At 43.6% G+C, this 23,833-nt stretch carries 16 protein-coding genes; 5 read left to right on the forward strand and 11 right to left on the reverse strand.

Translation table 11 applies throughout. The features are described 5' to 3' along the window. Window positions 1–65: 65 nt before the first annotated feature. From LEP1GSC052_RS16050 to LEP1GSC052_RS16065, 4 genes are all read right to left on the reverse strand, one after another. A complete protein-coding gene (locus tag LEP1GSC052_RS16050; RefSeq protein WP_010573235.1) occupies window positions 66–1,688 on the reverse strand; it encodes a caspase family protein in 1,623 nt (540 codons plus the stop codon). Between the two features lie 225 nt (window positions 1,689–1,913). After that, entirely contained in the window at window positions 1,914–2,810 is an 897-nt protein-coding gene (locus LEP1GSC052_RS16055) for a porin OmpL1 (protein WP_010573234.1), read from the reverse strand. Between the two features lie 426 nt (window positions 2,811–3,236). Further along, complete coding sequence (ilvC, locus tag LEP1GSC052_RS16060; RefSeq protein WP_010573233.1) at window positions 3,237–4,238, reverse strand: ketol-acid reductoisomerase; 1,002 nt, start codon at window positions 4,236–4,238, stop codon at window positions 3,237–3,239. Between the two features lie 107 nt (window positions 4,239–4,345). Further along, entirely contained in the window at window positions 4,346–5,935 is a 1,590-nt protein-coding gene (locus tag LEP1GSC052_RS16065) for a methyl-accepting chemotaxis protein (protein WP_020985530.1), read from the reverse strand. A gap of 322 nt (window positions 5,936–6,257) precedes the next feature. Between LEP1GSC052_RS16065 and LEP1GSC052_RS16070 the strand changes: the two genes are divergently transcribed. Then, entirely contained in the window at window positions 6,258–6,710 is a 453-nt protein-coding gene (locus LEP1GSC052_RS16070) for an OsmC family protein (protein ID WP_010573231.1), read from the forward strand. Window positions 6,711–6,716: 6 nt separating this feature from the next. Here LEP1GSC052_RS16070 and LEP1GSC052_RS16075 read toward each other — a convergent pair whose 3' ends face one another. The 3 genes from LEP1GSC052_RS16075 to LEP1GSC052_RS16085 form a co-directional block, all read right to left on the reverse strand. After that, the gene (locus tag LEP1GSC052_RS16075) at window positions 6,717–9,884 is read right to left on the reverse strand and encodes a SpoIIE family protein phosphatase (protein ID WP_020985915.1); all 3,168 of its coding nucleotides are present in this window, start codon (window positions 9,882–9,884) and stop codon (window positions 6,717–6,719) included. A 132-nt stretch (window positions 9,885–10,016) separates the two neighbouring features. Beyond that, entirely contained in the window at window positions 10,017–11,477 is a 1,461-nt protein-coding gene (locus LEP1GSC052_RS16080; protein WP_040913649.1) for an NAD-dependent succinate-semialdehyde dehydrogenase, read from the reverse strand. Window positions 11,478–11,537: 60 nt separating this feature from the next. Next, window positions 11,538–13,343 (reverse strand): GMC family oxidoreductase, encoded by a 1,806-nt coding sequence (locus tag LEP1GSC052_RS16085; RefSeq protein WP_040913087.1) that lies wholly within the window; start codon window positions 13,341–13,343, stop codon window positions 11,538–11,540. A 119-nt stretch (window positions 13,344–13,462) separates the two neighbouring features. On the opposite strand from LEP1GSC052_RS16085, the gene LEP1GSC052_RS16090 reads away from it, so the two are divergent. The 4 genes from LEP1GSC052_RS16090 (at window position 13,463) to LEP1GSC052_RS16105 (ending at window position 18,184) form a co-directional block, all read left to right on the forward strand. After that, a complete protein-coding gene (locus LEP1GSC052_RS16090) occupies window positions 13,463–14,896 on the forward strand; it encodes a flavin-containing monooxygenase (RefSeq protein ID WP_020986808.1) in 1,434 nt (477 codons plus the stop codon). Next, entirely contained in the window at window positions 14,877–15,914 is a 1,038-nt protein-coding gene (locus tag LEP1GSC052_RS16095; RefSeq protein WP_040913088.1) for an alpha/beta hydrolase, read from the forward strand. The genes LEP1GSC052_RS16090 and LEP1GSC052_RS16095 overlap by 20 nt, the downstream gene beginning before the upstream one ends. Window positions 15,915–16,027: 113 nt before the next feature. Further along, entirely contained in the window at window positions 16,028–17,356 is a 1,329-nt protein-coding gene (locus LEP1GSC052_RS16100; RefSeq protein ID WP_020986331.1) for an alkaline phosphatase D family protein, read from the forward strand. Between the two features lie 3 nt (window positions 17,357–17,359). After that, complete coding sequence (locus tag LEP1GSC052_RS16105) at window positions 17,360–18,184, forward strand: alpha/beta hydrolase (protein ID WP_040913089.1); 825 nt, start codon at window positions 17,360–17,362, stop codon at window positions 18,182–18,184. A gap of 120 nt (window positions 18,185–18,304) precedes the next feature. Here the strand turns inward: LEP1GSC052_RS16105 and mtnP are convergent, their stop codons facing one another. From mtnP to LEP1GSC052_RS16125, 4 genes are all read right to left on the reverse strand, one after another. After that, the gene (gene mtnP / locus LEP1GSC052_RS16110; protein ID WP_010573223.1) at window positions 18,305–19,168 is read right to left on the reverse strand and encodes an S-methyl-5'-thioadenosine phosphorylase; all 864 of its coding nucleotides are present in this window, start codon (window positions 19,166–19,168) and stop codon (window positions 18,305–18,307) included. Window positions 19,169–19,264: 96 nt separating this feature from the next. Further along, window positions 19,265–20,833, reverse strand: a complete 1,569-nt coding sequence (locus tag LEP1GSC052_RS16115) for a methyl-accepting chemotaxis protein (RefSeq protein WP_010573222.1) — start codon at window positions 20,831–20,833, stop codon at window positions 19,265–19,267. Window positions 20,834–20,972: 139 nt separating this feature from the next. Next, on the reverse strand, window positions 20,973–22,541 hold the full coding sequence (locus LEP1GSC052_RS16120) for a methyl-accepting chemotaxis protein (RefSeq protein ID WP_010573221.1): 1,569 nt from the start codon (window positions 22,539–22,541) through the stop codon (window positions 20,973–20,975). 135 nt (window positions 22,542–22,676) lie between these two features. Further along, window positions 22,677–23,789, reverse strand: coding sequence for a poly(ethylene terephthalate) hydrolase family protein (locus LEP1GSC052_RS16125; protein WP_040913090.1), 1,113 nt, complete (start codon window positions 23,787–23,789; stop codon window positions 22,677–22,679). Window positions 23,790–23,833 lie beyond the last annotated feature (44 nt).

Genomic DNA, 23,833 nt, shown 5'->3' on the forward strand with positions numbered 1-23,833 from the left:
AAAAAAGCCTGCTAAATTAGCAGGCTTTTTTGTTTAACTCGTAACTTGTTAAAACGAAATACGATTTAGTATTTCGTTTTTGTGGAAGGCATCTTCACGTTGAGGATAACGTCCACTTTCGTTACATCGCCTTCTCTTACGTTGATCATCGAATTGTTAAGATTCAAATCCTCCGCAAAAGAAGCTTTAATTTCGTAATCACCCGGCTTGAGGTTCGTAAACCAAAAGTTTCCTTCGCTGTCCGTATTCAGTTTTTGAATTCCGGTTACGCTGGAAATCGTCGGCATGAAGATCGGCTGATTGATCACAGGGTTATCCAAGGTTTTGTAAAAAACTTTTCCTTGAATCGCTCCGAATCCGCTCATAGAAACGTTGATCGGAAGTTCGTTCTTCTTATTCGGAAGAACCGCAAACGTTTCCTGAATTTCAGGATAATCGTCAGCTTTGATCGTAATCTTATGAACTCCGGCAGGAACCTTGCTCAACGTGATCGTGTAGATATTTCCAGGAATCAGCTGGCCTTGTCTTTTCACCGCACCCCAGAAATTGGAAGAAGAAGCGGTAACCGAAGAAGTAAATTCCTGATCGTCGATATAAACTTTAACGTTTCGATTTCCCTTTCTTTTCTTTTTAGCAAAGATAAGAATATCGGGCGGAAGATCCGAAAGTCCGTACGCTCGATCTTGGATGATCGTAGTTTTCAAAACAAGATCCCCTCTTTCGTTCGTAGGTACGACGGGAGGTTCTTGAGGAGTTACGACGGGTTGAACCGGATCGGGTTTTACGGGATCGGGTTCAGGATCGACGGAAGGAGCGGGAGGTTTCGGAGGATCCACCGGTTTCGGAGGTTCTGGATTTTTTTTACCGGATAAAAAGATTCCGGAAGCGTTTCCCGAAATTTGAGGAACCTGCTCATGCTGAAACTTCTTAGCCATCTGAACGGTTTCTTCTCTGGACTTAAAGAACGCTTCCAAAGCCGTTACGACGTTGTCCTTGTTTAAGTCGGCCGTGCTGAGCGCCTTACCGAAGTTATACGTAAAAATCCCGTGATTGATACTGCCGCCGACTTCAATCGCGGTTTGATTGTCGTCCGCGGAAGAAATGATCGCTTTATCTTGAAAGAAAAAATCTTCCGAATCCTGTTTAACGGTTCCGTCGCTTCCTTCCGGAATCGGAACGTCCGCAGAACCGCGAGTCGCTTTTCCTTTTTTAGCGATACCGCCGGAAAAACAACAGTCGAAGATAAAAACCGTCTTAGGCGATTTTACTTTTTCTAAATACTTATTCAGTTCGTCGTCCGGAAGGTGAGGTCTGTCATAACAAATGATCAGGTTTCTCATTCCATTCTTTGCGGACGCGTCTCTCTGAAACGCACCGTGACCGGAAAAGTAAAGTAACACGGTATCGTTATCACCCGCTTTTTTTGCTAAGGCCTTAATCTCTTTTTCTATGTTGTCTTTTGTTACGTCTTTTCCGAGAACGATTTTGACTTCGTCGAAATTTCCGACTCTTCGAATTTCGTCGTTCAAGTAAGTTGCGTCCGCCTCGCAAAGATTCAGTTCCGGAATTCCGGCTTTATTACCGGTATAGTTGGAACCGAAGATAAGCCCGTATCTCTTTTGTGCAAATGCGTCCGTCGCAAAAAATAAAATCAAACAGACGCTGATTGCCGATAGCTTGGTTTTCAAACCTGGCCTCCTAGGATGATTCAGAATGGAATCAGGGTAACAAAAGAAATCCTTTTGTCATTATTTTTTTGGGGGAAGAATCGGGAGTTCAGAATTTAGGAAAGAATTTTCCGAAACTTTGTTTGTCCGTGTTCTTGAGGAAACGGATATTATTCAGCGTTCGATCTTAAAAATAAAAAGGCCTTCGTAAGAAAGCCTTTTAAAAATTTTAGAATCGATCTTAAATCAGAGTTCGTGTTTGTAACCGACTCGATATTGTGTTCCGCCGAGCACAATAGGATACGAAGGAGAAGGTGATAATCCGAGAATTCCTCCTGCGGACTGCGTATGACCCGATCCTAATTTATAAGAGAAAAGCGTTTCCGCTTCCATGTAGATAAAACCTTTTTCCGTGATTCTAGATTGAGCGCCGATGATCCAGTTCGGTGCGATACCGGAAACGCTGAATCTCGCATTCTCCCAAATCGCCGGAGGATTGGTTCCATCCGAAATCAAACCGGCAACCGCGGGACTTAAGGGCATTACCGCGTCGTGAACCAGATTGGAAAGATTGGAACCCGCCAAACTCCACCCACCTTTGAAATAATGAACCCCGCCTCCGATATAAAGTGCGTTATCTTCGGAAACGGAAATTTTGAGTCCTACGTTGATCGGGATTTGGACCGCGTTGTAATCCCAAGTAATATCATAAAATTTGAATCCGAGCGCCTTGGCTTCCGTATCTCCTCCGAAATATTTTCTCGTATAATTTACGGCGACTCTCATAAAAAAATTCTTAGCGAAATCTTTTTCGTAACCGGCTGAAAAAACAAGTCCGGACATGGCTCCGTTGGCCTTCACGTTAATCAATCCCACGGTCGTGTTCTCGAGGGTTTGCAAACGATTTTCAGGGATTACCGCCCTTCTCGTCGCTACACCGGAGTTTGCATTTCCGCCTGTTCCACCCGAGGCTACGTCGTAATAGTTTGCGGAATCCAAACCGTCTTTCGTAATCGTTCCACCCATCTGGGCGAGATCGAATTGAAGACCGAGACTTCCGAATGCGTACGACTTTGCGCTGAGTGAATTCAGCGAAAGAAGTAGGAAAAGAATACAAATGGCTACAACCGGTTTGCGAAACATAAAAACTCCTGTTTTCAACTTTTTTCAGGGCCCTTTGTGGAATAGAATTCCCACTTTAACCCTGACAGGGTATATAAACGAGTTCATCGAGAACTGTCAAATCGGATTCCTATGAAAATCGAAACAAAGAATTCCTATCTTTAAAATAACATTAAAATATCATAATTTTCGAATGCTTAAAAAGAAAGATCATTCTATTTAGAAGTTGAATTTTTCATTCCTTTTGCTAATCCGATTATAACCCAGGTATATTCCAATTATAACCTGGCATGATCTAAAGTTACGTATCCAGCCAACTGCGCTTGGATTTAGGATTTGAAAACTATTGCTTCGTATCATACGTCAAGTTGTCTCTATAAAACAAAAAACCCGGAGGACTTTCATCGACCGGGTTTTTCTTTCGAAAAATTTGAAACGGTTTAAAGATTACTTAGATAACCATTTCATCATGCTTCTCAGTTTTTTACCGACCGATTCGATCGGGTGAGCCGCATTCTTTTCTCTCATGTTTTTGAAGTTCGGATATCCCGCTTTTGTTTCCGCCATCCAGTTGGTTGCGAATTTCGCTCCCTTATCCTTTTGAATGTCGTTCAAAACTTCTTTCATTCTTTGTTTAACGCCTGCGTCGATCACGCGAGGACCGCTCACGTAGTCGCCGTATTCCGCGGTGTCGGAAATGGAGAATCTCATTCTCGCCAATCCGCCTTCGTAAATAAGATCGGTGATGAGTTTCACTTCGTGAAGACACTCGAAGTAAGCGATCTCGGGATCGTAACCTGCTTCGGTTAACGTTTCGAAACCGGCCATGATCAGATTGGAAAGACCGCCGCAAAGAACGACTTGTTCTCCGAAAAGATCCGTTTCGGTTTCTTCACGGAAAGAAGTTTCCAGAATTCCCGCACGTCCTCCGCCTACTCCGGCCGCGTGAGCGAGAGCTCTTTTCTTCGCTTCGCCGGTGGAATCCTGATAGATCGCGATCAGACAGGGAACCCCGCCGCCTTCAGTATAAACTCTGCGTACGAGATGACCCGGTCCTTTTGGAGCGACCATATAAACGTCCACGTCTTTCGGAGGTTGAATGAAATCGTAATGAATGTTGAACCCGTGAGAAAAAACGAGCGCGTCGCCTTTTTTAAGATTCGGTTCGATATCTTTTTTGTAAAGATCCGCTTGAATCGTATCGGGTGCAAGAATTTGAATGATGTCTGCTTTTTGAGAAGCTTCAGCGACGCTGTACACTTCGAAACCCGCATTCTTAGCGTCTTGAACTGATTTGGATCCTTCTTTCAGACCGATGATAACTTTGAGTCCGGAATCCTTCATGTTTTGAGCCTGGGCATGTCCCTGGCTTCCGTAGCCGATCACTGCAATGGTCTTACCTTTGAGCGAGTTTAAATCACAGTCGGCGTCGTAATAGATGTTTGCCATTTTCCCTTTCCTCGAGTGTTCCTTTTTACTAAACATTTGAAAAAGGGTAGAATGACAACTGAAATAAACGTCACGCTTACGACCCGAGGATTATGTAACATTTAGGATTAAATCGATTCCGCTTGAAGAAGAGCGTCCGATTGGGTTTCAAGTTCTCGTACGATCACGCTCAAGGTATCGCTTTTTTCCACGAGGGATTCCATGGAATTTTGCAGTGAAGCGATCGCTTGAACGATTCCTTTCAAACCGATACTTTGTTCCGAAGACGCGAGTTCGATCTCCGAGGATAGCGCGCGTAAACGATCGAGTGTTGAAAAAAATTGAGAATTGATCTTCTTCTGTTCCTCGAACAACTTCGAGAACTCGTCGAATCTCAAAAATAAATCCTGAAAGAGAACGTCCTGATCCTTAACGTGACCGGCGGTTGTTTCCGCGGATTTTTGTCCGGTCACGACGTGATTGGAAGAATCACGGATGATTTTGGAAATCAGATCTGCGTTCCCCGCGCTACTTTCCGCAAGTTTGGAAACTTCTTGAGCGACCACCGCAAAACCTTTTCCGGCCTCACCGGCTCTCGCCGCTTCGATGGACGCGTTCAAGGAAAGAAGATTGGTCCGATCCGCGACCTCGGACATGATCCGGTTCACTTCGCCCACGCTTCGGAAAGAATCTCCCAAAGATGAAAGAGATCCCGAAAGTTCTTCCACAAATCCGGTGACCATCGAACCGGACTTTCGAACCTTGTCGATGCTTTGATCCAAAGCCTCGTTGAATACGGAAATCTTTTCGATGATCGATTTCAGATTGCTACTGTGTCCGATTAAACTTTCAATATTGCTAAACTGATTTTTTACGTTATCGGAAGAATTCTCCGTTTGCGATTGAAACTCCTCCATGGTCGAACTGATCTCTTCGAAAGAGGAAGCGTGTGTCGAAACCAAAAGTGAAAAATCATCCATAAAGTTTTTCAGGTTTTTGGAAGAATCCTTCAGATATCGAGCGGAGTCGTGCATCTTGTTGCTTCTTTGTGCGATCATCTTATGAGATTCTTCCAATTCTTCCTGACGATACGCGGAGTTTTCCCGAAGTTTTATAAAAAGATTCACGAGAATTCTCACGATCAAAGCGCAAGCGAAGATAAAAAGAATTTTGGTAATCTGTTCCGAAAAGGCCGCGTGTCCCAATGAGTTCGCGAGTTTCGGTTCTTCCGCCAAAACCAAACCGTATAAAGTCGCGGTATAAACGACGGCCGTTTGTGCGATCGCCGAGGAAATTCCCACCCAAAGAACGAAGTTCGGAGAAAGCAAAAGTCCCGCGGATATGATATAAAGATAACTGATCCCGTACAACACGGAACTTTTAACCACGCCCGAAGTATAATCGGGATGATCCATGGCCGCTCCTAACATCACCAAAAACAAAACCACAACGTCCGTAACGATAAAGGCCTTACTTAAGGTATGGGAAAGATTTCCGGTTCTTCGAATCTGAAAAAAGCTGTATAAAAAATAAAGAAGCATCGTGGTCGTTCCGCTCAGATACAACGTGTTCTGAACCACGTTACTCCGCTTCCAACCGATCGCGATCGATGAATAATAAAGAAGAATCAAACCGAGACGGATCCAGTTGATATACGCCGGACCGGACGCTATGATTTCTTCGTCTGTTTTTCTTTTTGATTCTTTCTTTAAGGACATGTAACAAATGACGAACATTTAGTTCGAAAAAGCAATGGTTTTTCCGAAAAGAGAAATTTATAATTTCCAATTCCTCTTTCTTAAGAATTTCCGATTCGAAAACGATAACGTTCCGTCTTTGTCGTATTTCGATTTTTGATTTTACTAATATTCTTGATTTTGATCGGATTATCTGCTGAATTATAACGAGATAACAAAATGACTCCGTCCGATTTCGAGAACATCCGAATGAAGTTTCTTTTTGACAGAAGCCTTTCCCGGGCGGATCGTTTCTAAGTCGGATTCGAACTACATTAATTTTTTATAATTAGAAGGAATGAACATGTCTGAACATAAAATTGGCTTATATTGGAAAAAAGGACCCGAAGATTTCAAATATGACTCTTATGACAGAACGCATACGATTCAGTACGGCGGCGGTCAAAAAATATTCGGCTCGTCCACTCCGGATACGTACGGAAAAGCGGAACATGCGAACCCGGAGGAACTATTGGCTTCTTCCGTGTGCAGTTGTCACTTCTTGACTTTTCTCGCGGTGGCGGCTAAAAGCCGTTTTACGGTTTCGGATTACAGCGACAATGCGATCGCAACTCTAGAAAAGACCGCGGAAGGAAAGATGGTCGTAACGAAAATCGATCTCCACCCTAAAGTAACGTTCGAGGGCGAAAAAATTCCCGATTCGGAAACGTTAGTCGGTCTTCACGAAAAGGCGCATAAGAATTGTTTCATTTCAAACTCGATCCGTTCCGAGGTTACGATTCATCCTCAATCGTAAAAACGATTAGGATTCCGTTTCCGCCATATTGTGGGAATACTTCCTAAGCACGTCTTGGATCTTTAAGATCACTTCGTGTTTAGGATCCACGGACAAGGCCACGTCCACCATTTCCATAGCGCGTTTGTAATTCTTTAACGCGATATAAATCTGAGCGAGATTCACAAGATTCTTAATATGATTCGGTTCTCTCAGCTTCAACCGTTCTCCGAAATCCAAAGCCTTTTGAAAACTTCCGGACTTACGAGCCGCGGTCGAAGCGATGTAAAGAATTTCCTTATCGACCGGTTTTAAGTTCAGATAATCTTCCGCGTAGAGCGCGGCGTTTTTATAATCCTTCTTTTTCAAGAACAGACTTACGAATAATTTCTTCACTTCGGGAATCTGATTGTTCAAAGTCTCCGCTTGTTCCAGATAAGAAATCGCTTCTTCGATTTCTTTGTTGCCCGCGCCTTCCTTCGCTTTTTTCAAAAGTTCGCGGATCTGTTCTCGTTCGTGTGCAAGCGCGATCTTCGACTGACTCAAATTCTCCTTAAACGAAACACGAACCAATGAAAGGTCGTCGGTAAGAGATCCGTGTTTATGAATTCCCTCGTAGATCGATTGGAGTTCTCCGTTCGCTTCTTCCACTTGTCTTAGGAATAATTTTTCGTCGTCGTTGATGATTCTTCCGCCGTCCCGATCCGTTCCCACGAGAAGATCGTCCCTTCCGTCCGATCCGGCGATGATAATATCGCCCGGTTCCATCTGAAAGGTTTTGATAAAAACGGTCCCTTCCATTCCGGTCGTTCCCAGTTTTCTAAACATAAGATCGTCTTCGATAAAACTCGCGATTCCGTCCCGGTATAAAACGGTCCACGGGTGTTCCGCGTTGATAAAATACAACAAACCCGCTTCGTCGTCGACTACGCCTAACACGAGTGATACGAGCATGGAACCGTCGAAACTTTCGAACACTTTGTGCAATTCCAAGAACGCGTTCTTCAACCAACGTTCGGGAGATTGTTCCTTCATCGTAGCGGCCATGCGCGTTCTTTCGATGATCGATTCGAACACGGCTCCGAGTACGAGAGCGCCTCCCGCCCCTTGCATGGATTTTCCCATCGCATCGGCGTTTAAGAATACGGTATAATATCGATCCTGTAATTCGATTCCGTTGGAGATGTTGATGTCCCCGCCGATCTCATCGTTGAATCTTCTAAAGGAGAATTTCTTTTTTTGTTCGATCAGAAAATCCACTTTTACGTTTTCCTGACGAGCCTTGTTGGAACCGAGAGGTTTGATCAAAAGAGAGGTTAAGAAATAATCCCCGTCCTGTTGTTGTTTTAACTCCTGAACTTCTTCGAGCGTTTGTTGAAGTTCCTTCGTTCTTTCCTTTACCTTCTCTTCGAGTTCGTCCGCGTATTGTTCCAAACGTTTTTTAGCGGCTTGGATCGATCTCGCCATTCTGTTAAACGAACGCGCGATAAAACCGATTTCGTCCTCGACCTTCACTTGAAGACGATATTCCAAGTTTCCGGAATTGGCTTCTCGCAAACCGATCACGACTTCTTCGAGAGGATTGAGTAAGGCTCCTTGAAAGAAAAAACGGAACCCGAAAAGGACGAGAAGAAGAATACAAATCGCGGATATGTAAAGAATCTTTCCCGTGGAATGAAGATATTCGCGTAAGGATTCGTAACGAAAACCTACCTCGTAGATTTTTGCTCCGGATTCCGCGACGTAAAAGTAGGAAATATAATGTTTAGGAACCGCACCGCCGATTTCGTAGATGCGTTCTCCTTTGTAAGTTCTTTCATCGAGTCTTCTTACCTGAGTGAGAAGAGTATTGATGATCTTTTCCCTCTTTGCAGAATCCGTAATGTTCGGATTCAACGCGGACTTTTTCAGTTCTTTCAGATATCCTGCGATTCCCGGAACCTCGGACTGAAACAACTTCTCCAGAGAAGCCGGATCGTTTTTCTCCTTGGGAGGCAAATGAAAGTATTTATTTCTGAGTACGACCAGCTTCTTTTCCAAATCGTCGAAATACGATTCGATTTCCTTACCGGAAAGACGTTCTTCTTTTCGCGAAGAAAGATATTCCTTCACTCCGGCCTTATACGCTTCGAAACCCGCAGGAGAATTCTTTAATATACTTTCGGCTTTGTCGGCGAGTTCGCGGTTGGAAAGGGACGGCAATTCGAAAAGATTATGAGCCACTTTAAAAAAACGGAATTCTCTCAACATGAACTCGTTCGGTTGTTCGGAGTTTTTCGAGAATCGAGTTTGGACCGAATCCGCATCGGGATCGTATTCGAAAACGTATTCGGCGTCTTTGGAAATCTCCAAACCTGCGACCGATAAACGGACTTCCTTTCTTTTGATCAAGTCGTACGATTCTTCGTATTTGTTGAAGATGAATATACTCACGATCTGAAGGATCAAAAAGAAAGTCGCCAAAGTGATCCCGGTGATTCTGGAAAGAATGGAGGTCTTTTCACTCGTGTAGTTGATATAACCCACGAGAATCACGAACAAACCGATCACGAGAGAAATGTCCAAAACGGTTTGGTACAATTCTCTGGAAACCGCTCCGTCGCGGCTCATCGCGTTAAAAACCCCGGGCACAAGCGTGACTAACGTCAACGGAATTAGAATGATTCCCGTGATGATTCTGTCCTTACCCTTGAGTTTGATCATTCTCCATGCGCCTATGATCATGAAGAACGCGGTGTAAAGGAGAATGATCGCCGAATAAATCTTATAAAAAAGATTGATCTGAAAATCCCAGTAGTGCCCCGAAAAGTAGAAGACCCGTTTGGCGGAAAGAGATTCGTAAAAATACCAAACGCAGATCACGAGAACGCCGAAAAGCGCGGTTGAAAAAACCGGGATCACCACCTTCCTGGAAATCGGTTCCGGGTAGTGGAGAAAGAACATGATCAAAAATAAGAAACCTAAAAACGGAGAAGGAATTACGATCCATCTGTGAAACACGGACCAAGGTCCGTAAAACGGAAATCCCACCATGTAGCCGAGGTGGAATATTCCGAGACAAAAGAGCCCGATGCTAAGATAGATCGTGCCGGACGACTTTTCTTGAATCGAAAAGAAAAAGAACGTAGTGAACCCGATAAAAAGAACTCCGATCAACGAAGCTAAGGAAAAGTAATTCAGGTAAATTAAATCCATCATAACGCAGGCGCTCTATAAACTTCTTAAAATTATTATCGTCAAGCAAAAAGGAAATTTAAGGAATGTATCGACTGTTATACGCTCCAAACGATTTAAAATTCAAATAAGCTAACTGTGATTGTTTGCTACTTAAAAACCACCGATACAGACATATTTGACGTTAAGATATTCCTGAATCCCATACTTCGATCCTTCTCTTCCGAAACCGGATTCCTTAACGCCTCCAAACGGAACTTGTTCGCTTGATATGAGACCTTCGTTGATTCCCAAAATTCCCGATTCGATTCTTTCCGAAAGAGTTCGAATCTTTCGATAATCCTGCGTATAAACGTAGGACGCTAAGCCCGAAGGTGTAGAATTCGCCACTCGAATCCCTTCTTCGATCGAATCGAACGCGAAGACGGGCGCGATCGGACCGAAGACTTCCTCTTTCATCGAAAGCGATTCTTCTTTTATATCCGAAAGAACAGTCGGCGAAAAAAATAATTTCCCGGCTTCGATTCTGCTCCCGCCGACGACCGCCTTTGCCCCCGTCGATTTTGCGTTTTCGATATGGGTTTCCATTTTACCGATCGCGGCTTCGGAGATCAAGGGTCCGATGTTTACGTCCTTATCAAATCCGTTGCCGACTTTTAATTGTAAGACGGCCTCCGAAAATAAACTTATAAACTCGTTATAAATTCCTTTCTGAACCAAAAATCGATTCGCACAAACGCAGGTTTGTCCTGCGTTTCTAAATTTGGAAAGAATGGCTCCGCGTACCGCGGCTTCCAAGTCCGCGTCGTCGAAGATCAAAAACGGCGCGTTCCCTCCCAACTCGAGGGACAATCGTTTTAAGGTTTTGGAACTTCTTTCCATGATGAGCTTTCCGACTCGGGTGGAACCGGTAAAACTGATCTTGCGAACATCGGGATGATCGACCAAAGTGTTTGCGATTTCTTCGGGATAACCGGTTAAAACTTGAAACACTCCTTCCGGAATTCCGGCTTCCAGAGCAAGCGCGACTAACGCTAAAGCGGAGAATGGGGTCAGCTCCGAAGGTTTACTGATTACCGTACAACCCGCGGCCAAGGCCGCGCCCGCCTTACGAGTGATCATCGAAGATGGAAAATTCCAAGGAGTTAAAATCCCGCAGACTCCGACGGGTTGTTTTAAAACTTCTATCTTCGTATCTTTTCGATGACTGGGAATGATATCTCCGTATGTGCGTTTGGATTCTTCCGAAAACCATTCTAAAAAAGAGGACGCGTAATCGATTTCTCCTCTCGATTCGTTCAAAGGTTTTCCTTGTTCCAAGGTCATGAGAATCGCGAGGTCTTCCCGATTCTTTTGCATGAGGTCAGCCCATTTTCGGATGAGAATCGAACGTTCCTTTGCGGTTCTTCTCGACCAATCTTGAAACGCGTCCACCGAAGTTCGGATCGCTTCCAAGGTCTCTTTTTGACCCAAGGATGGAACGGAACCTATGACCTTCAACGTCGCGGGATCGGAAACGGAAATTCTTCGATCCGAGTTTCCGGATCTCCAAGATCCTCCCCAAAACGCGTCTTCTTTAAACAAATCTTTTCTATGAAGTAATTCTAAACTCAAGAGAACGAACCTCGCCCTCTTGTTTAACCTCAAAATTAGGAAAAGAAAGAAGAATCCGTTTTATCGGGAAGATTTTTTTGCTCGGACCGAACTTTGTTTTCCGGTTTTTGCGGATTTCTTTTTTAAACTTTTTGAATCTTCGATTTTCTTCGTATCTTTCTTGCCGTTTTGAAATTTAAGAATCGAAGAGACTCCGAATTTTTTCTCGAACTGAAATTCAATCGGTTTGAATCCTTCTTTAGGTGGAATCAAGGACATCGCCCTTTCGGTCAAAGCCGTAATCGAAAGACTCGGATTGACTCCCAAATTGACGGTGATCATCGAACTGTCGCAAACTCTCAGATTTTGATAACCGAAGACCCGGTTTTGAAAATCGATCACTCCTTCTTTTTCGGAATCTCCCATGATACAACCGCCCATGATATGCCCCGTAATCGGAGCGTTTAACAAGACGTCGTTGATCGAACTTCTCGGAACTCCTCCGGTTTTTTCGGCGATCTTACGCGCGGTTTCGTTTGCGATCGGAATGTAAGAGGGAGTTTTTTCTCCTTCGGTCAAAGCGGAACTCATCGTCTTCTCAAAGGGCCAAACGAATCTTCTCATACGAACCAAACGGATTTTATTGTCCAAGGTCTGCATCACCAAAAGAATCAAGGACTTCTGTGCGAATCCGAAAGGCCAAGAAGCCTTAAAGAAATAAATCGGATCGGTGAACAGGGTCAGAAAATATTTCAAAGGTCTCGGAAACTTTCCTCCGCCGTCCGTAAGAACCGAAGCGATCGTTCCGAAAAAATCGGAGCCTTTCGGATAACGAACCGGTTCCATATGCGTATGTTCGTCGGGATGAATCGAAGAAGTGATCGCAATCCCTTTGGAATAATCCGCGTCCTTCTTAAAATTAGTAATTGCTAATACGGTTTCGCTGTTCGTTCTTACGCTGTCTCCCAAGGTTTCCGAAATACGCGGCATTTTTCCTTTTTGTTTCATCTTTAAAAGAAGTCCTACGGTTCCCATCACCGCCGCGGAAAGAATTACGTTTTTTGCATATAAAGTTTTTCTTGGAAAACCGAAAAAGCCCGTCGTGGACCGGGTTCGGATTTGATAACCGAATTCTCCGGTGGAAGAAGAATCGGGTTTTCCGTTTTCGTCCAGAGGAATCAGAGAAACGACTTTGTTTTCGGGAATGATCTCGGTTCCCATCTTTTCGGCAAAGAACAGATAATTCTTATCCAACGTGTTTTTGGAATTGAATCTACAACCGACCATACAACCGCCGCAATGATTGCAAGCGACTCGATCGGGTCCTTCACCCAAAAAGTACGGATCTTTCGTAAGTTTACCGGGCTTCTCGCCGAAAAAAACGCCGACCGGTGTGGGACGAAACGTATCTCCTCGATTCATATCCTCGGCGATTTCCTTGAGTATAAAATCCGATTCGTACAATTGAGGGTTTTGTGTAACGCCTAACATTCTTGAGGCGATCGAATAATAGGGAAGAATCTTATCTTTTCCTCCCAGTTTCTTAAACGTAGCGGAATTGAGAACCTTATCGCCCGGAACATAAAGCGTGTTCGCATAAACCAAACTTCCTCCGCCCACTCCCGCGCCGCTTACGAGAAAAAAATCCTTCAAAAGATTCAGTCTTTGAATTCCGTAAAAACCGATGCGAGGCATCCATAGATATTTGTTAAGCGACCAATTCGATTTCGGAAAATCTTCGGACTTCCATCGTTTACCGGATTCGATCACAGCGACGGAATAACCCTTTTGACTCAAACGCATCGCGGATACGCTTCCACCAAAGCCGCTTCCGACTACGATGAAATCGAAATCATAGTGAACATTTGTTCTCTTTTTTTGTTCCATAAGTATTCAGTAATAATCGGATGAATTATAAATTCAAAACTTTTTTTAATTGACTGTGTTATAATTTAAAAGCTGTATCATATTTCCTAACGTATCGTTTATAAAAATAGGAGTGAGATATGTCTTCGTTACCAAGTGTTTGTGTGATTGGAGCCGGATCGAGCGGAATCGCAGTATGTAAGGCTTTGAAAGATAAGGGAATTCCGTTCGATTGTTACGAAGCCGGTAGCGAAGTCGGAGGCAATTGGAGATTCAATAACGATAATAAGATGAGCAACATCTATAAGTCTCTGCATATCAACACTCACAGGGATAGAATGGAATACAGAGATTATCCGATGCCGAAGACGTACGCCGATTATCCCGGGCATCAAAAGATTTTGGAATACTTCATCGACTACGTGAATCATTTCGGATTTCGTAAGAACATACATTTTAAAAATCCCGTCGTTCACGTTGAACGTCAGCAAGACGGAACTTGGCTCGTTCAAACCGGAGACGGCAAACAAAAATACTACGACGCACTCGTAGTATCGAACGGTCATCACTGGTCGCAACGATGGCCCAACCCCGCGTTCCCAGGAAAGTTCACGGGAAAGATCATCCATTCTCATTCTTATGTGGATCCCGAAAATCCGATCAAACTCACCGGCAAACGAGTCGTCGTGTTGGGGATGGGAAACAGCGCGATGGATATCACCGTCGAACTCTGTCGTCCCGGAGTAGCTTCCAAAGTTTTCTTAGCGGCTCGAAGAGGGGCGTATATCATTCCGAATTATCTTTTCGGGAAACCCTTGGACAAATCCACGGAACTCATTCCGGTTCACACTCCGTTCTGGTTAAAAAGTTTTATCATGAGTCTCGTTTTGAAATTCGGAGTCGGAAACGTTCAAGACTTCGGTCTTCAAAAACCGGATCACAAACCCGGAGCCGCACATCCTACGATCTCTCAGGATATTTTAGTCCGTTTGGGACGCGGCGATGTAACGCCGAAACCGAACATAGAATCGTATAACGGGAATAAGGTGAGATTCACGGACGGAACCGAAGAGGAAATCGACGCGGTCATTTACTGCACCGGATACGACGTGAAGTTTCCGTTTTTTGAGGAGAATTTTATCTCCGCGAAGGACAATCATCTTCCTTTGTTCTATCGTATGATCAAACCGGAATACAATAACCTATTCTTCGTCGGTTTGTATCAGCCTTTGGGAGCGATCATGCCTCTCGCAGAGTTTCAAGGAAAATGGATTTCCGAATATTTAACCGGAAACTATCAAATGCCTTCGGAAGAAGAAATGAATGCTTCCATCGAAAAATACGAATCCAAAATGAGGAAACGTTATGTGGCATCGACAAGACATACGATGCAAGTCGACTTCGAGGATTTTCTGTACGACATGAAGTCCGAACTCAAAAAAGGAAAAAAACGCGCGGCAAAAAACGGAAACAAACCTGCCGTACCGGCGCTCGCACAAAACAAAACCGTTTCTAAAAACGGTTTTTCCGCAAACGGATTCAAAAAGAAAACTCGTGCTCTTGCAAAAGTTTGAAAGAATTCTTTTACGGCTGATTCTTACCTTACCGGAAAATCTGTTGCGGAGAATTTCCGGCGGAACCGTTTCCAAACGGGGAAGAATTTTGGACGCAAAGTTGCAAATGTCTTTGTATCTCGCAAGAACCAAACCGAGAATCGAATCTCTTTCACCGAAAGAAGCAAGAATCATGTTTAAAAACTCGATGTTTCTTTTCGATCTCGAACCGGAAAAACTTCACAAGGTCGAAAACTTTTCGATCCCCGCGTCCGACGGAAGAATCGATCTACGATTGTATCGTCCTTTTGAAAGCGACGAACTTTTACCGGCGATCGTTTATTTTCACGGAGGCGGATTCGTAATCGGCGACATCGAAACGCACGATCGTCCCTTGCGTTACCTTTCCAAACAAAGCGGAGCGATCATCGTATCCTTGGATTATCGACTCGGACCCGAACATAAATTTCCAACCGCAGTGGAAGACGCCTTTGTCACTTATCAATACGTGATTCAGAACTCGAAAACGTTGGGAATTCTTCCCAAAAAAATCGCGGTCGCAGGAGACAGCGCGGGAGGAAACTTAGCGGCGAACGTTTGTATTCTCGCCAAAAAGAAAAAAGTAAGTTCTCCTTTGTTTCAATTATTAATCTATCCGTATTTGGATCTTTTTAGAATGAGCGAAAGCAGAAACGAATTCGGAAGAGGATACGCGCTCACCAATAAGCTATTGGGCTACTTCAATCTTCACTACTTGAATTCTCCGATCGAAGGGAAGAATGTTTCGGCTTCTCCAATTCTTCATAAAAAAGCGTCCGACTTTCCGAAAACCTACTTACAGTTGGCCGGTTTCGATCCGCTTCAAGACGAAGCGATGGAATTTATCGATTTCTTAAAAAAGGCGAAGATCCCCGTTGTGTTCAATCTGCATGAAAGTTTAGTGCATGGTTATTTTAATTTTGCAGGAGTCATTCCGGAAGCGAAGAAAGCCTTGAACGAAATCGTTTCGTTTATCAAAGACGGATTCGTTACAAAATAGTTTTTGAATCGGAATTCCCGGATTTTAAGGGAGAATGATCCGATTTACCGAATCTTTCTCTTGAATTTTTAAAGCGTAAGTACAACGTAATGGATTCTGAAAGGTGATCCGTTATGAAATTCCAAGTTCTTAAAAAAAGAATTCTTTTTTGTTCTTTTTGTTTTGTTTTTAGTCTTCAACTCAACGCCGAATCCGCAAATCTCGTTTCCGGCCCGATCTTGGGATATTCCACGCTAAAAGAGGTCTTGGTCTGGGTTCAGACCGACCGCAAGGCGCAAGTAATATTAGAATATTCTGAAATTGAAAATCCTAAAAACAGGTTTTTTTCCGAGGAAATCAAAACGGATTCCAAGACGGGTTTTATCGCGAAGTTGATCGCGAACAAAGTTCACCCGGGTAAAAAATACAATTATAATATTCTAATAGACGGCAAGAAGATCGAAAGCCGACACGCGCAAGTCTTTCAAGCGCAATCCTTCTTTGCGGCCGGTCAAGATCCTCCTTCTTTTTCCTTCGCGCTCGGAAGTTGTGCTTACGTCAACGAAACCGAGTTCGACGTTCCGGGAAAACCGTACGGCGGAGAATACTTTATCTACAATTCCATTCTTTCCAAAAAGCCGGACTTTATGCTTTGGCTCGGCGATAATATTTATTTGCGGGAAACGGATTGGGATTCGAGAACCGGATTCTTTCATCGTTACAAACATCAACGGGGAATCGCGGAGCTCGCTCCGCTCTTTGCGTCCGTTCACCACTACGCGATTTGGGACGATCATGATTTTGGTCCGAACGACGGGGACGCTTCTTTTTGGATGAAGGATACGGCCGAGGAAATGTTCAAACTTCATTGGGGAAATCTCCAGTATGCGAAGGAGGGAATCTACGGTTCTTTTACTTGGGGAGATTCTCAGTTTTTTCTTTTGGACGATCGAACGTTTAGAACGGCTAACAACAATAAGGCGGTTGGTCCGAGACAGATTCTCGGCGAGAAACAATTTCAGTGGCTCGTAAATTCTTTGGCGTTTTCCAAAGCGACTTTTAAGTTCGTCGCAATCGGAGGACAATTCTTAAACCCGAACGCGGTTTTTGAAAATTACGCGACGTATCCGGAAGAAAGAAATAAAATTCTTTCGGCGATTCGAGATCTTAAAATCAAAAATCTGTTTTTTTTAACGGGCGATCGCCATCATACTGAGTTGAATCTTCTCAAAGAAGAAGGAGCCGAACCGATCTACGACTTTACAGTTTCTCCGTTGACCTCGGGTTACTATTCTCCGATCACGGAAAAAAATCCTTTGCGCGTGGAAGGAACTCTCGTCGATAAAAGAAATTTCGGAATGGTTTCCGTCAGCGGGAAACGGGGCGAAAGAAAACTCGTTTTACAAATTTTCGACGTAAACGGAAAAGAGGTTTGGAAGAAGGAAATTCTTCCCGTACCTTAAACTATGAAACGGTTGGTAAACTTGATTCTTACGTTATTCGTCTTTTTCGTTCTTTTCGTTTTGTTTTTGGCCTGGTGGAATCAGGATAAGCTGATTTTTTTTCCGGAACAACTTTCGAAAAACTTTATATTCAATTTTCCGAATGAATTTCGGGAAATCAAACTGGAGACCCCCGACGGAGAAACCTCTTACGGTCTTTTCTTTCCAGCGAAAGGAAACGAATCCCGAAAAACGATTTTATACTTTCATGGAAACGCCGGAAGTTTAAGAACCTGGGGAGGAATTTACGAAGACTTTCTTCCCTTAGGTTGGAATATTCTCGTTGTGGATTACAGGGGCTACGGAAAAAACTCGGGTAGTCTTTCGGAAAATTCCATGAACGCGGACGCGGCCATGTGGCTCGATTACGTTTTGAACGATTTGAAGGTTCCGAGAAATCGAATCGTGATTTACGGTCGCTCGATCGGAAGCGGAGTCGCCTGCGATCTTTCGTCCAAAAACCCGGATCTGAATCTATTTTTGGAAACTCCTTTTACCGATCTTCCCACTCTTGCAAAAGAATATTATCCTTTTCTAAAGCCTTGGATGTTGCGTTTTCGATTTCCGAATTCGGATAAACTGGAAAACACGAATTCCAGGATCAGAATTTTCCATGGAACGGACGACGAAATCATTCCGTATTTTCACTCGCAAAGTATATACAGAAAACTGAAAGAACAAAATAAGGACGCGATTCTTTATACGATTCCGAACGGATCTCATAACAATCTAACGGCGTATCCTGAATATCATCAGGCTTTGAAAAAAAGTTTGGATGAAATTCGGTGAAACGCGCTTTCAAAAGAAAATTTCGCGAATAGAAAAACAAACCTTGAGAAAAGAAAGAAAGTAAGGAAAATTAAAAGCCGGGGCGGAAAGATATTTCCAACCCCGCTTCGTTTCGAACGATTAGAAATATTCCGGAAAAAGAACCTTCAGTTTTTTTACGGTTTCCGGATTTCTTTTTTCGGGAGCGGTGATCAAAGAATACTTCGTGCTGTTTTTCAAACTTACGTCGTCCCCGTTTCCGATCACGTGAATCAATTCCGAAAGAAGTTTTTTTGCGGTTTCAGCGTTCTTAGAAAGATTTGCGATCACCATTTCGACGGTAACGGATTCTTCCCCTTCTCTCCAACAATCATAATCGGTCGACATACAGATCATTTGATATGCAATCTCCGCTTCGCGCGCGAGTTTCGCTTCGGGAAGAACGGTCATATTGATGATGTCCGCGCCCCAAGAACGATACAAATGCGATTCGGCTTTTGTGGAAAACAAAGGACCTTCCATACAAACGAGGGTTTTACCCACATGAATTTCCAAACCGATCTTCTTTGCGGTTTGTTCGATTCTTTTCGCGAGATTATGAGAAAAAGGTTCCGCGAAAGGCGCGTGTGCGACGACTCCGTTTCCGAAGTATGTGGAATTTCTAAAACGAGTTCGATCGATGATCTGAGAAGGTAAAACGAAATCGAGCGGTTTGATTTCTTCTCTCAAACTTCCAACGGAACTGAACGCAACGATTTCTTCCACTCCGAGTTGTTTCAGAGCGCAGATGTTCGCGTGGTTCGGAACTTCGGGAGGAGAAAGAAAATGTCCGATTCCGTGTCTAGGTAAGAATGCGATGAGCTTTCCTTTATACTTTCCGATTTTGATTTTATCGGAGGGTTTGCCCCAGGGAGTATCGGGATAAATTTCTTCGATCAGCTCCATTCCATCCAAACTGTAGAGTCCCGTTCCGCCGATGATCGCCGCTTTTACATTATGAGACATGAGTCCGTTCTCCTAAAAGAAAATCTGAATTTCTTCAAGGACAGTTTTGGAAAACGGATCTAAATTGTAAATCGGAAGTGTTTCAAACGGAACGATTTAAGCCACGCTTAGATTTTTCAACTCCGAGGATTGGGTTCTGATTTTTTCGACCTCGTATTGAAGTTTGCCGGATTCCTGATTGATGATGTTGATTTCTTTTTCCAAATGGACCATCGTCTTGACCATCTCTTCCTGACCGACCATCTGTTCCTTCGTGGATTCGAAGATCTCGCTCGAAAGTTGTTTGATTCTTTCCACTTCCGAAACGAAATCGCGTATGATTCCTCTTTGTTCCTGATAGAGTTTTCCCATCTCTTCGATTCGGTTTACGGTTTCGGAAATCTTATGTTTTTGTCTGCTCGTAAGATCTCCCGTGTCCGTGGAAGCCTTGTTCGCTTCCTCGATAAACGATCTGGATTGTTTTACGATATCGGAAATATTCTTCGCGTTTTCGGAAGTGAACTCCGCAAGTTTACTGACCTCGTTTGCAACAACCGCAAATCCTCTGCCGGCCGTTCCCGCGCGGGCCGCTTCGATCGAAGCGTTGAGCGCGAGAAGATTCGTTTTATCCGCGATCTCTCCCATGATCTGATTGATCTCGTCGACTCTATTAAAAGAATTTGATATGTTTTTCAGAAAGTGATTCGTCTTGCCCGCGGCTTCGGTCACGTTTTCCATATCGTTTCTGTTTTCGTTCGCGTACGAGCCGAGATCCTTTGAAAACTGCGCGATACTTTCCACGATCTCTCCGAGACTTTTGGATTTTTGATCGAGATCCACCAAACTGTGATTTTGTGTTTCGATCGAACTCGCGGTATTTTGAGAAGCCGCGGACAATTCTTCGATCACCGCGTTTACTTGTTCCAAAGACGCCGCTTGTGATTCCATCTTTTCACCGGTCGTGTTGATAAACGCCGCGAAGTTTTGAATCGATTCTTCCAGACTTTCCGCGGAAACGTGAATCGCTTTTTGGTTGGTTTCCAACTTTTCCAAAAACCGTTTGCTTTCTTCCGAAAGTTTTCCGGCTTGATCGGCGAGTTTCATAAAAAGGTTCATCAGTTGCGCGAGAATGATTCCCGCCGTGAAAACGAAAATGATTTTGATGACTTCCACGCTTGTGGTTAAAAGACCCGGCTTATTGGCGACATTGGGATCTTCGGTTAAAACGACTCCAAACTGAACCGCGACAAAAAGAGCGGTCGCCGAACCCAAGGCTCCTAGAAATCCGATGAAGATGACGAATCTCTTTTCACCCAAAAGACCGGAATAGATGTTTATGTAAAAATAAATGAAGAATAGAATCACGTTCTTCAAAACGCCGGACGCGACCGCGGGAGAAATCATCGCGTCGAAAATCAAAGTGGAACTTAAAATCAAAGAATCTAATATTACCGAAGCCTTATGAGCCCATTTCGGAACTTCGCTGAAACGATTCCAAATAAAAATGGCGGTGCAATAAACCGCCATCGCAAACGTTCCTCCGGAATGAACGATCAACTGCGAGGGATTGAACGTTTTATAGGCGCCGAGAATGGAAAGCGTAAACAGAATGACCAGACCCAAACGAATGCGATTGATCAGAACCGCTCCGTTCCTTTGAATTAGTTCCAAAGAAGATTGACTCATATTCCTATAAGAAGTCTGAAAGTTCGTTTTTCAAACAGAATCCGATTTAGGAAATAAGTTTTAATATATCAAATTTGTTTCAAGAAGACACAAAGTAAAACGAAGAGATTTCTCCTCTACAATGAATTTCTTATACTCCTTAAACGATACTTAAGGCTTTCAAATCCCTGGACTGAGTTTTGATTTGTAATACTCCGTCTTGGATCTTTCCGGATTCCTGAGTGATCTCGTTGACTTCCCGTTCCAGTTCGAACATGGCTTTCATCATTTCTTTTTGTCCGGTCATCTGTTCTTCCGTGGAATAGAACAACTCGTCCGATAGTCTTTTTACTTTTTCCAGATTCTTTACGAAATCGTTTATGATTGCGGTTCCTCTTTCATAAAGACGGTTCATTTCCTCGATCTTATAAACGGTCGCGTTGATTTTGATTCCTTGGCTTTCGGTAAGTTGGCTGGTTCCGGTCGAAGCGTAGTTCGCGTTCCTGATATATTCGAGGGATTCTTCCACGACCTTGGAAATCATCTTCGCGTTTGTGGCGGTGAATTCCGCGAGTTTACTCACTTCTTGTGCGACGACCGCAAATCCTCTTCCCGCCGCTCCTGCGCGTGCGGCCTCGATCGAAGCGTTCAAGGAAAGAAGATTCGTTTTATCCGCGATCTCGCCTAAGATGCGGTTGATTTCATCGACTCTTTGAAAAGAATTCGAAATGTTCTTAAGATACCCGCTCGTTTTTTCTACGGAATCCTTTACGACTTCCATTTCCATTTTACTTTCTTTCGCGTTGATATCCAAACCTTTGGAATGTTCCGAAATTTTATGAATCACATCCAAAAGAATCTGCGCTTTCTGATTTAACTCGATCAGATTTTCATTCTGAATTCGAATCGAGTTTACGTTGTTTTCGGAAGACTTGGAAAGGGAAGTAATCACAGCGTTTACTTCTTCCAAAGAAGCGGCTTGCGATTCCATTTTCGCGCTGGTCAAACTGGTAAACTCCGAAAAATTCGTTACCGAAATTTCCAACGTTTCCGCGGAAGAATGAATCACCTTTCTGTTGCTTTCCAACCTGTTTAGAAAATTCTTATTCTCCTGAAAATAAGAAGAAGCTTCCTTATAAAGGCTATCGAACAGATTCATCAAACGATAAAGAATGAAACTTACGCTCGCCATAAAGATGATCTTCGTGATCTCCGCGCTCAGTTTGAGATAACCCGGAGTCATATTGACTACGTTGTCTTCCGAAAATTTAAGACCGTGTAAAGCCGCGTTGCTCAATCCGATCGTATAACCTATGGAACAACACAAACCGGTTACGAGCACGAAATTCGGTCTTCCCAGCAGACCGGAATAAGCGATGATAAAAAAGTAAACCGAGTATAAAATCGCGTTTTTAAGAACGGGCGCTATGATTTCCGCCGAAACCATGCTGTCCAAAAAGATCGTAGAACTGAGTAAAAGAGAATCGAATATAATAAAAACGGAATGAACCCACGGCTTTATGTTGAATTTTTTATACAGTGTGAATCCGAAAACCGCGTAGATAAGCATAAATAACGCGGCCGAAGAATGAATAACTTTGATTTCGGGATGAAGGGCCTTAAAACTCGTGACCAGAGAAAGCAACATCATGATCATAATTCCCATTCGGGAATAATAAGTGAGGGCTTCTCCTTTCTTACGAATGGATTCTATAGACTGCTTGGACATAGACCAAACGTGTACAGATTTTGATTTAAGTAAATGAAAAGTAGGAACTCTTACCAAAATCCAATCGCCGTATTATAAAAGGACAATTTGCGATTTCAGAAGAATGAAATTTTTACACTGATTCGAATTCTTTGTTTAAAATCTTGGGTTGTTTGCGTTCGAAAACGGTTGGGAGAAAAAATTTTCAGGATGTAAAGGTGATGGAGAATCGGTCACGGTCATCGTTTTCACCGCATGTCCGTCCGGATATGTCCCCATATTCTTTTGATTGGTAGATCCGTTTCCCAAAGCAACGTCCTTTGCGGCCGCAGAACCCGTATAAGAATAATCCGTAAGCGCGTCGAGTTGTCTCCAAACTCCGTAGTAATCCAAAACGTCTAACGCGCCCAAGCCGATCACGGTGTTTTTGATCGGAGTATAATGGTCCGCATTGAGAATGTTACCGTTGTATGACTCGGAATAAACGATTTCAAAATCCTTTTCGGCGGTTCCGATTCCGATCTGATTGAAAATGTCGATCGCCATTCTGTTGTCGACCACGTCATCGTTGTCGTAAATCTGCGCGATCATTTTGGTCGCACTCGTAAATTGCGCGAGCTGTGCGTTTGTCATCGAGAAAGAATACCAAGGTGCGACGAGAAAGATAAAGGATCCGTTTCCTCCCCAACCTTTTTGAACGATTCCTTGGTGCGCCAAATACGGAGTAGCACCGCCGCCGTAAGAATGGCCCATATAACCGACCCGAGTCGTATCGATGATGTTGGAAAACTGACTCACGGCAAAGTTGATTCCATCCAACATATATTTATAATTCTCCGTCGGGTTTCGAGTATCGGAGATATAAATCGGAAATACGACCACGTATCCTTTCGAAACATAAAAGTCGATCAAAGGATAATACGCTTCTGCGGAAGGAGAACTGAATCCGTGAATTAAAAATAAAACGGGGGCCTTGGTCTTTTGATCGCTCGGGTAATAAACACAAACGTTTCGAGGCGCGCTCGGATTCGGTAAAGCGGCAACGGATACGGTATGCGTACCTCTCGCGCCGTAACCTTGCGAGATGGGAGGAATCGATCCGCTGCGAAAGACCGGAGTGACCGCGCAAGTATCGATCAAATACGGATAACTCAAAATCAAAAGAGTTTCCATCCAAGAATCAAGAACGTCTTTCTTCGGCTTCTCGTTAAAATCGACTTTGCAAAACGTAACGGTTAAAATGAGAAACACAACGAACAAACGATTCATAAAACGTCCTAAGAACAATCGGTCTTGAATCAACGATTTTGCGA

Origin of the sequence: Leptospira kmetyi serovar Malaysia str. Bejo-Iso9, from assembly GCF_000243735.2 — a bacterium.
Classification (GTDB): Bacteria; Spirochaetota; Leptospiria; order Leptospirales; family Leptospiraceae; genus Leptospira; species Leptospira kmetyi.

What these genes read in the sequence shown, in the direction of transcription:
- LEP1GSC052_RS16115 (WP_010573222.1), bottom strand. Translation starts at nt 20,833, where the DNA reads ATGAGTCAATCTTCTTTGGAACTAATTCAAAGGAACGGAGCGGTTCTG.
- LEP1GSC052_RS16075 (WP_020985915.1), bottom strand. Translation starts at nt 9,884, where the DNA reads ATGGATTTAATTTACCTGAATTACTTTTCCTTAGCTTCGTTGATCGGA.
- LEP1GSC052_RS16120 (WP_010573221.1), bottom strand. Translation starts at nt 22,541, where the DNA reads ATGTCCAAGCAGTCTATAGAATCCATTCGTAAGAAAGGAGAAGCCCTC.
- LEP1GSC052_RS16065 (WP_020985530.1), bottom strand. Translation starts at nt 5,935, where the DNA reads ATGTCCTTAAAGAAAGAATCAAAAAGAAAAACAGACGAAGAAATCATA.
- ilvC (WP_010573233.1), bottom strand. Translation starts at nt 4,238, where the DNA reads ATGGCAAACATCTATTACGACGCCGACTGTGATTTAAACTCGCTCAAA.
- LEP1GSC052_RS16085 (WP_040913087.1), bottom strand. Translation starts at nt 13,343, where the DNA reads ATGGAACAAAAAAAGAGAACAAATGTTCACTATGATTTCGATTTCATC.
- LEP1GSC052_RS16105 (WP_040913089.1), top strand. Translation starts at nt 17,360, where the DNA reads ATGAAACGGTTGGTAAACTTGATTCTTACGTTATTCGTCTTTTTCGTT.
- LEP1GSC052_RS16100 (WP_020986331.1), top strand. Translation starts at nt 16,028, where the DNA reads ATGAAATTCCAAGTTCTTAAAAAAAGAATTCTTTTTTGTTCTTTTTGT.
- LEP1GSC052_RS16055 (WP_010573234.1), bottom strand. Translation starts at nt 2,810, where the DNA reads ATGTTTCGCAAACCGGTTGTAGCCATTTGTATTCTTTTCCTACTTCTT.
- LEP1GSC052_RS16125 (WP_040913090.1), bottom strand. Translation starts at nt 23,789, where the DNA reads ATGAATCGTTTGTTCGTTGTGTTTCTCATTTTAACCGTTACGTTTTGC.
- mtnP (WP_010573223.1), bottom strand. Translation starts at nt 19,168, where the DNA reads ATGTCTCATAATGTAAAAGCGGCGATCATCGGCGGAACGGGACTCTAC.
- LEP1GSC052_RS16070 (WP_010573231.1), top strand. Translation starts at nt 6,258, where the DNA reads ATGTCTGAACATAAAATTGGCTTATATTGGAAAAAAGGACCCGAAGAT.
- LEP1GSC052_RS16090 (WP_020986808.1), top strand. Translation starts at nt 13,463, where the DNA reads ATGTCTTCGTTACCAAGTGTTTGTGTGATTGGAGCCGGATCGAGCGGA.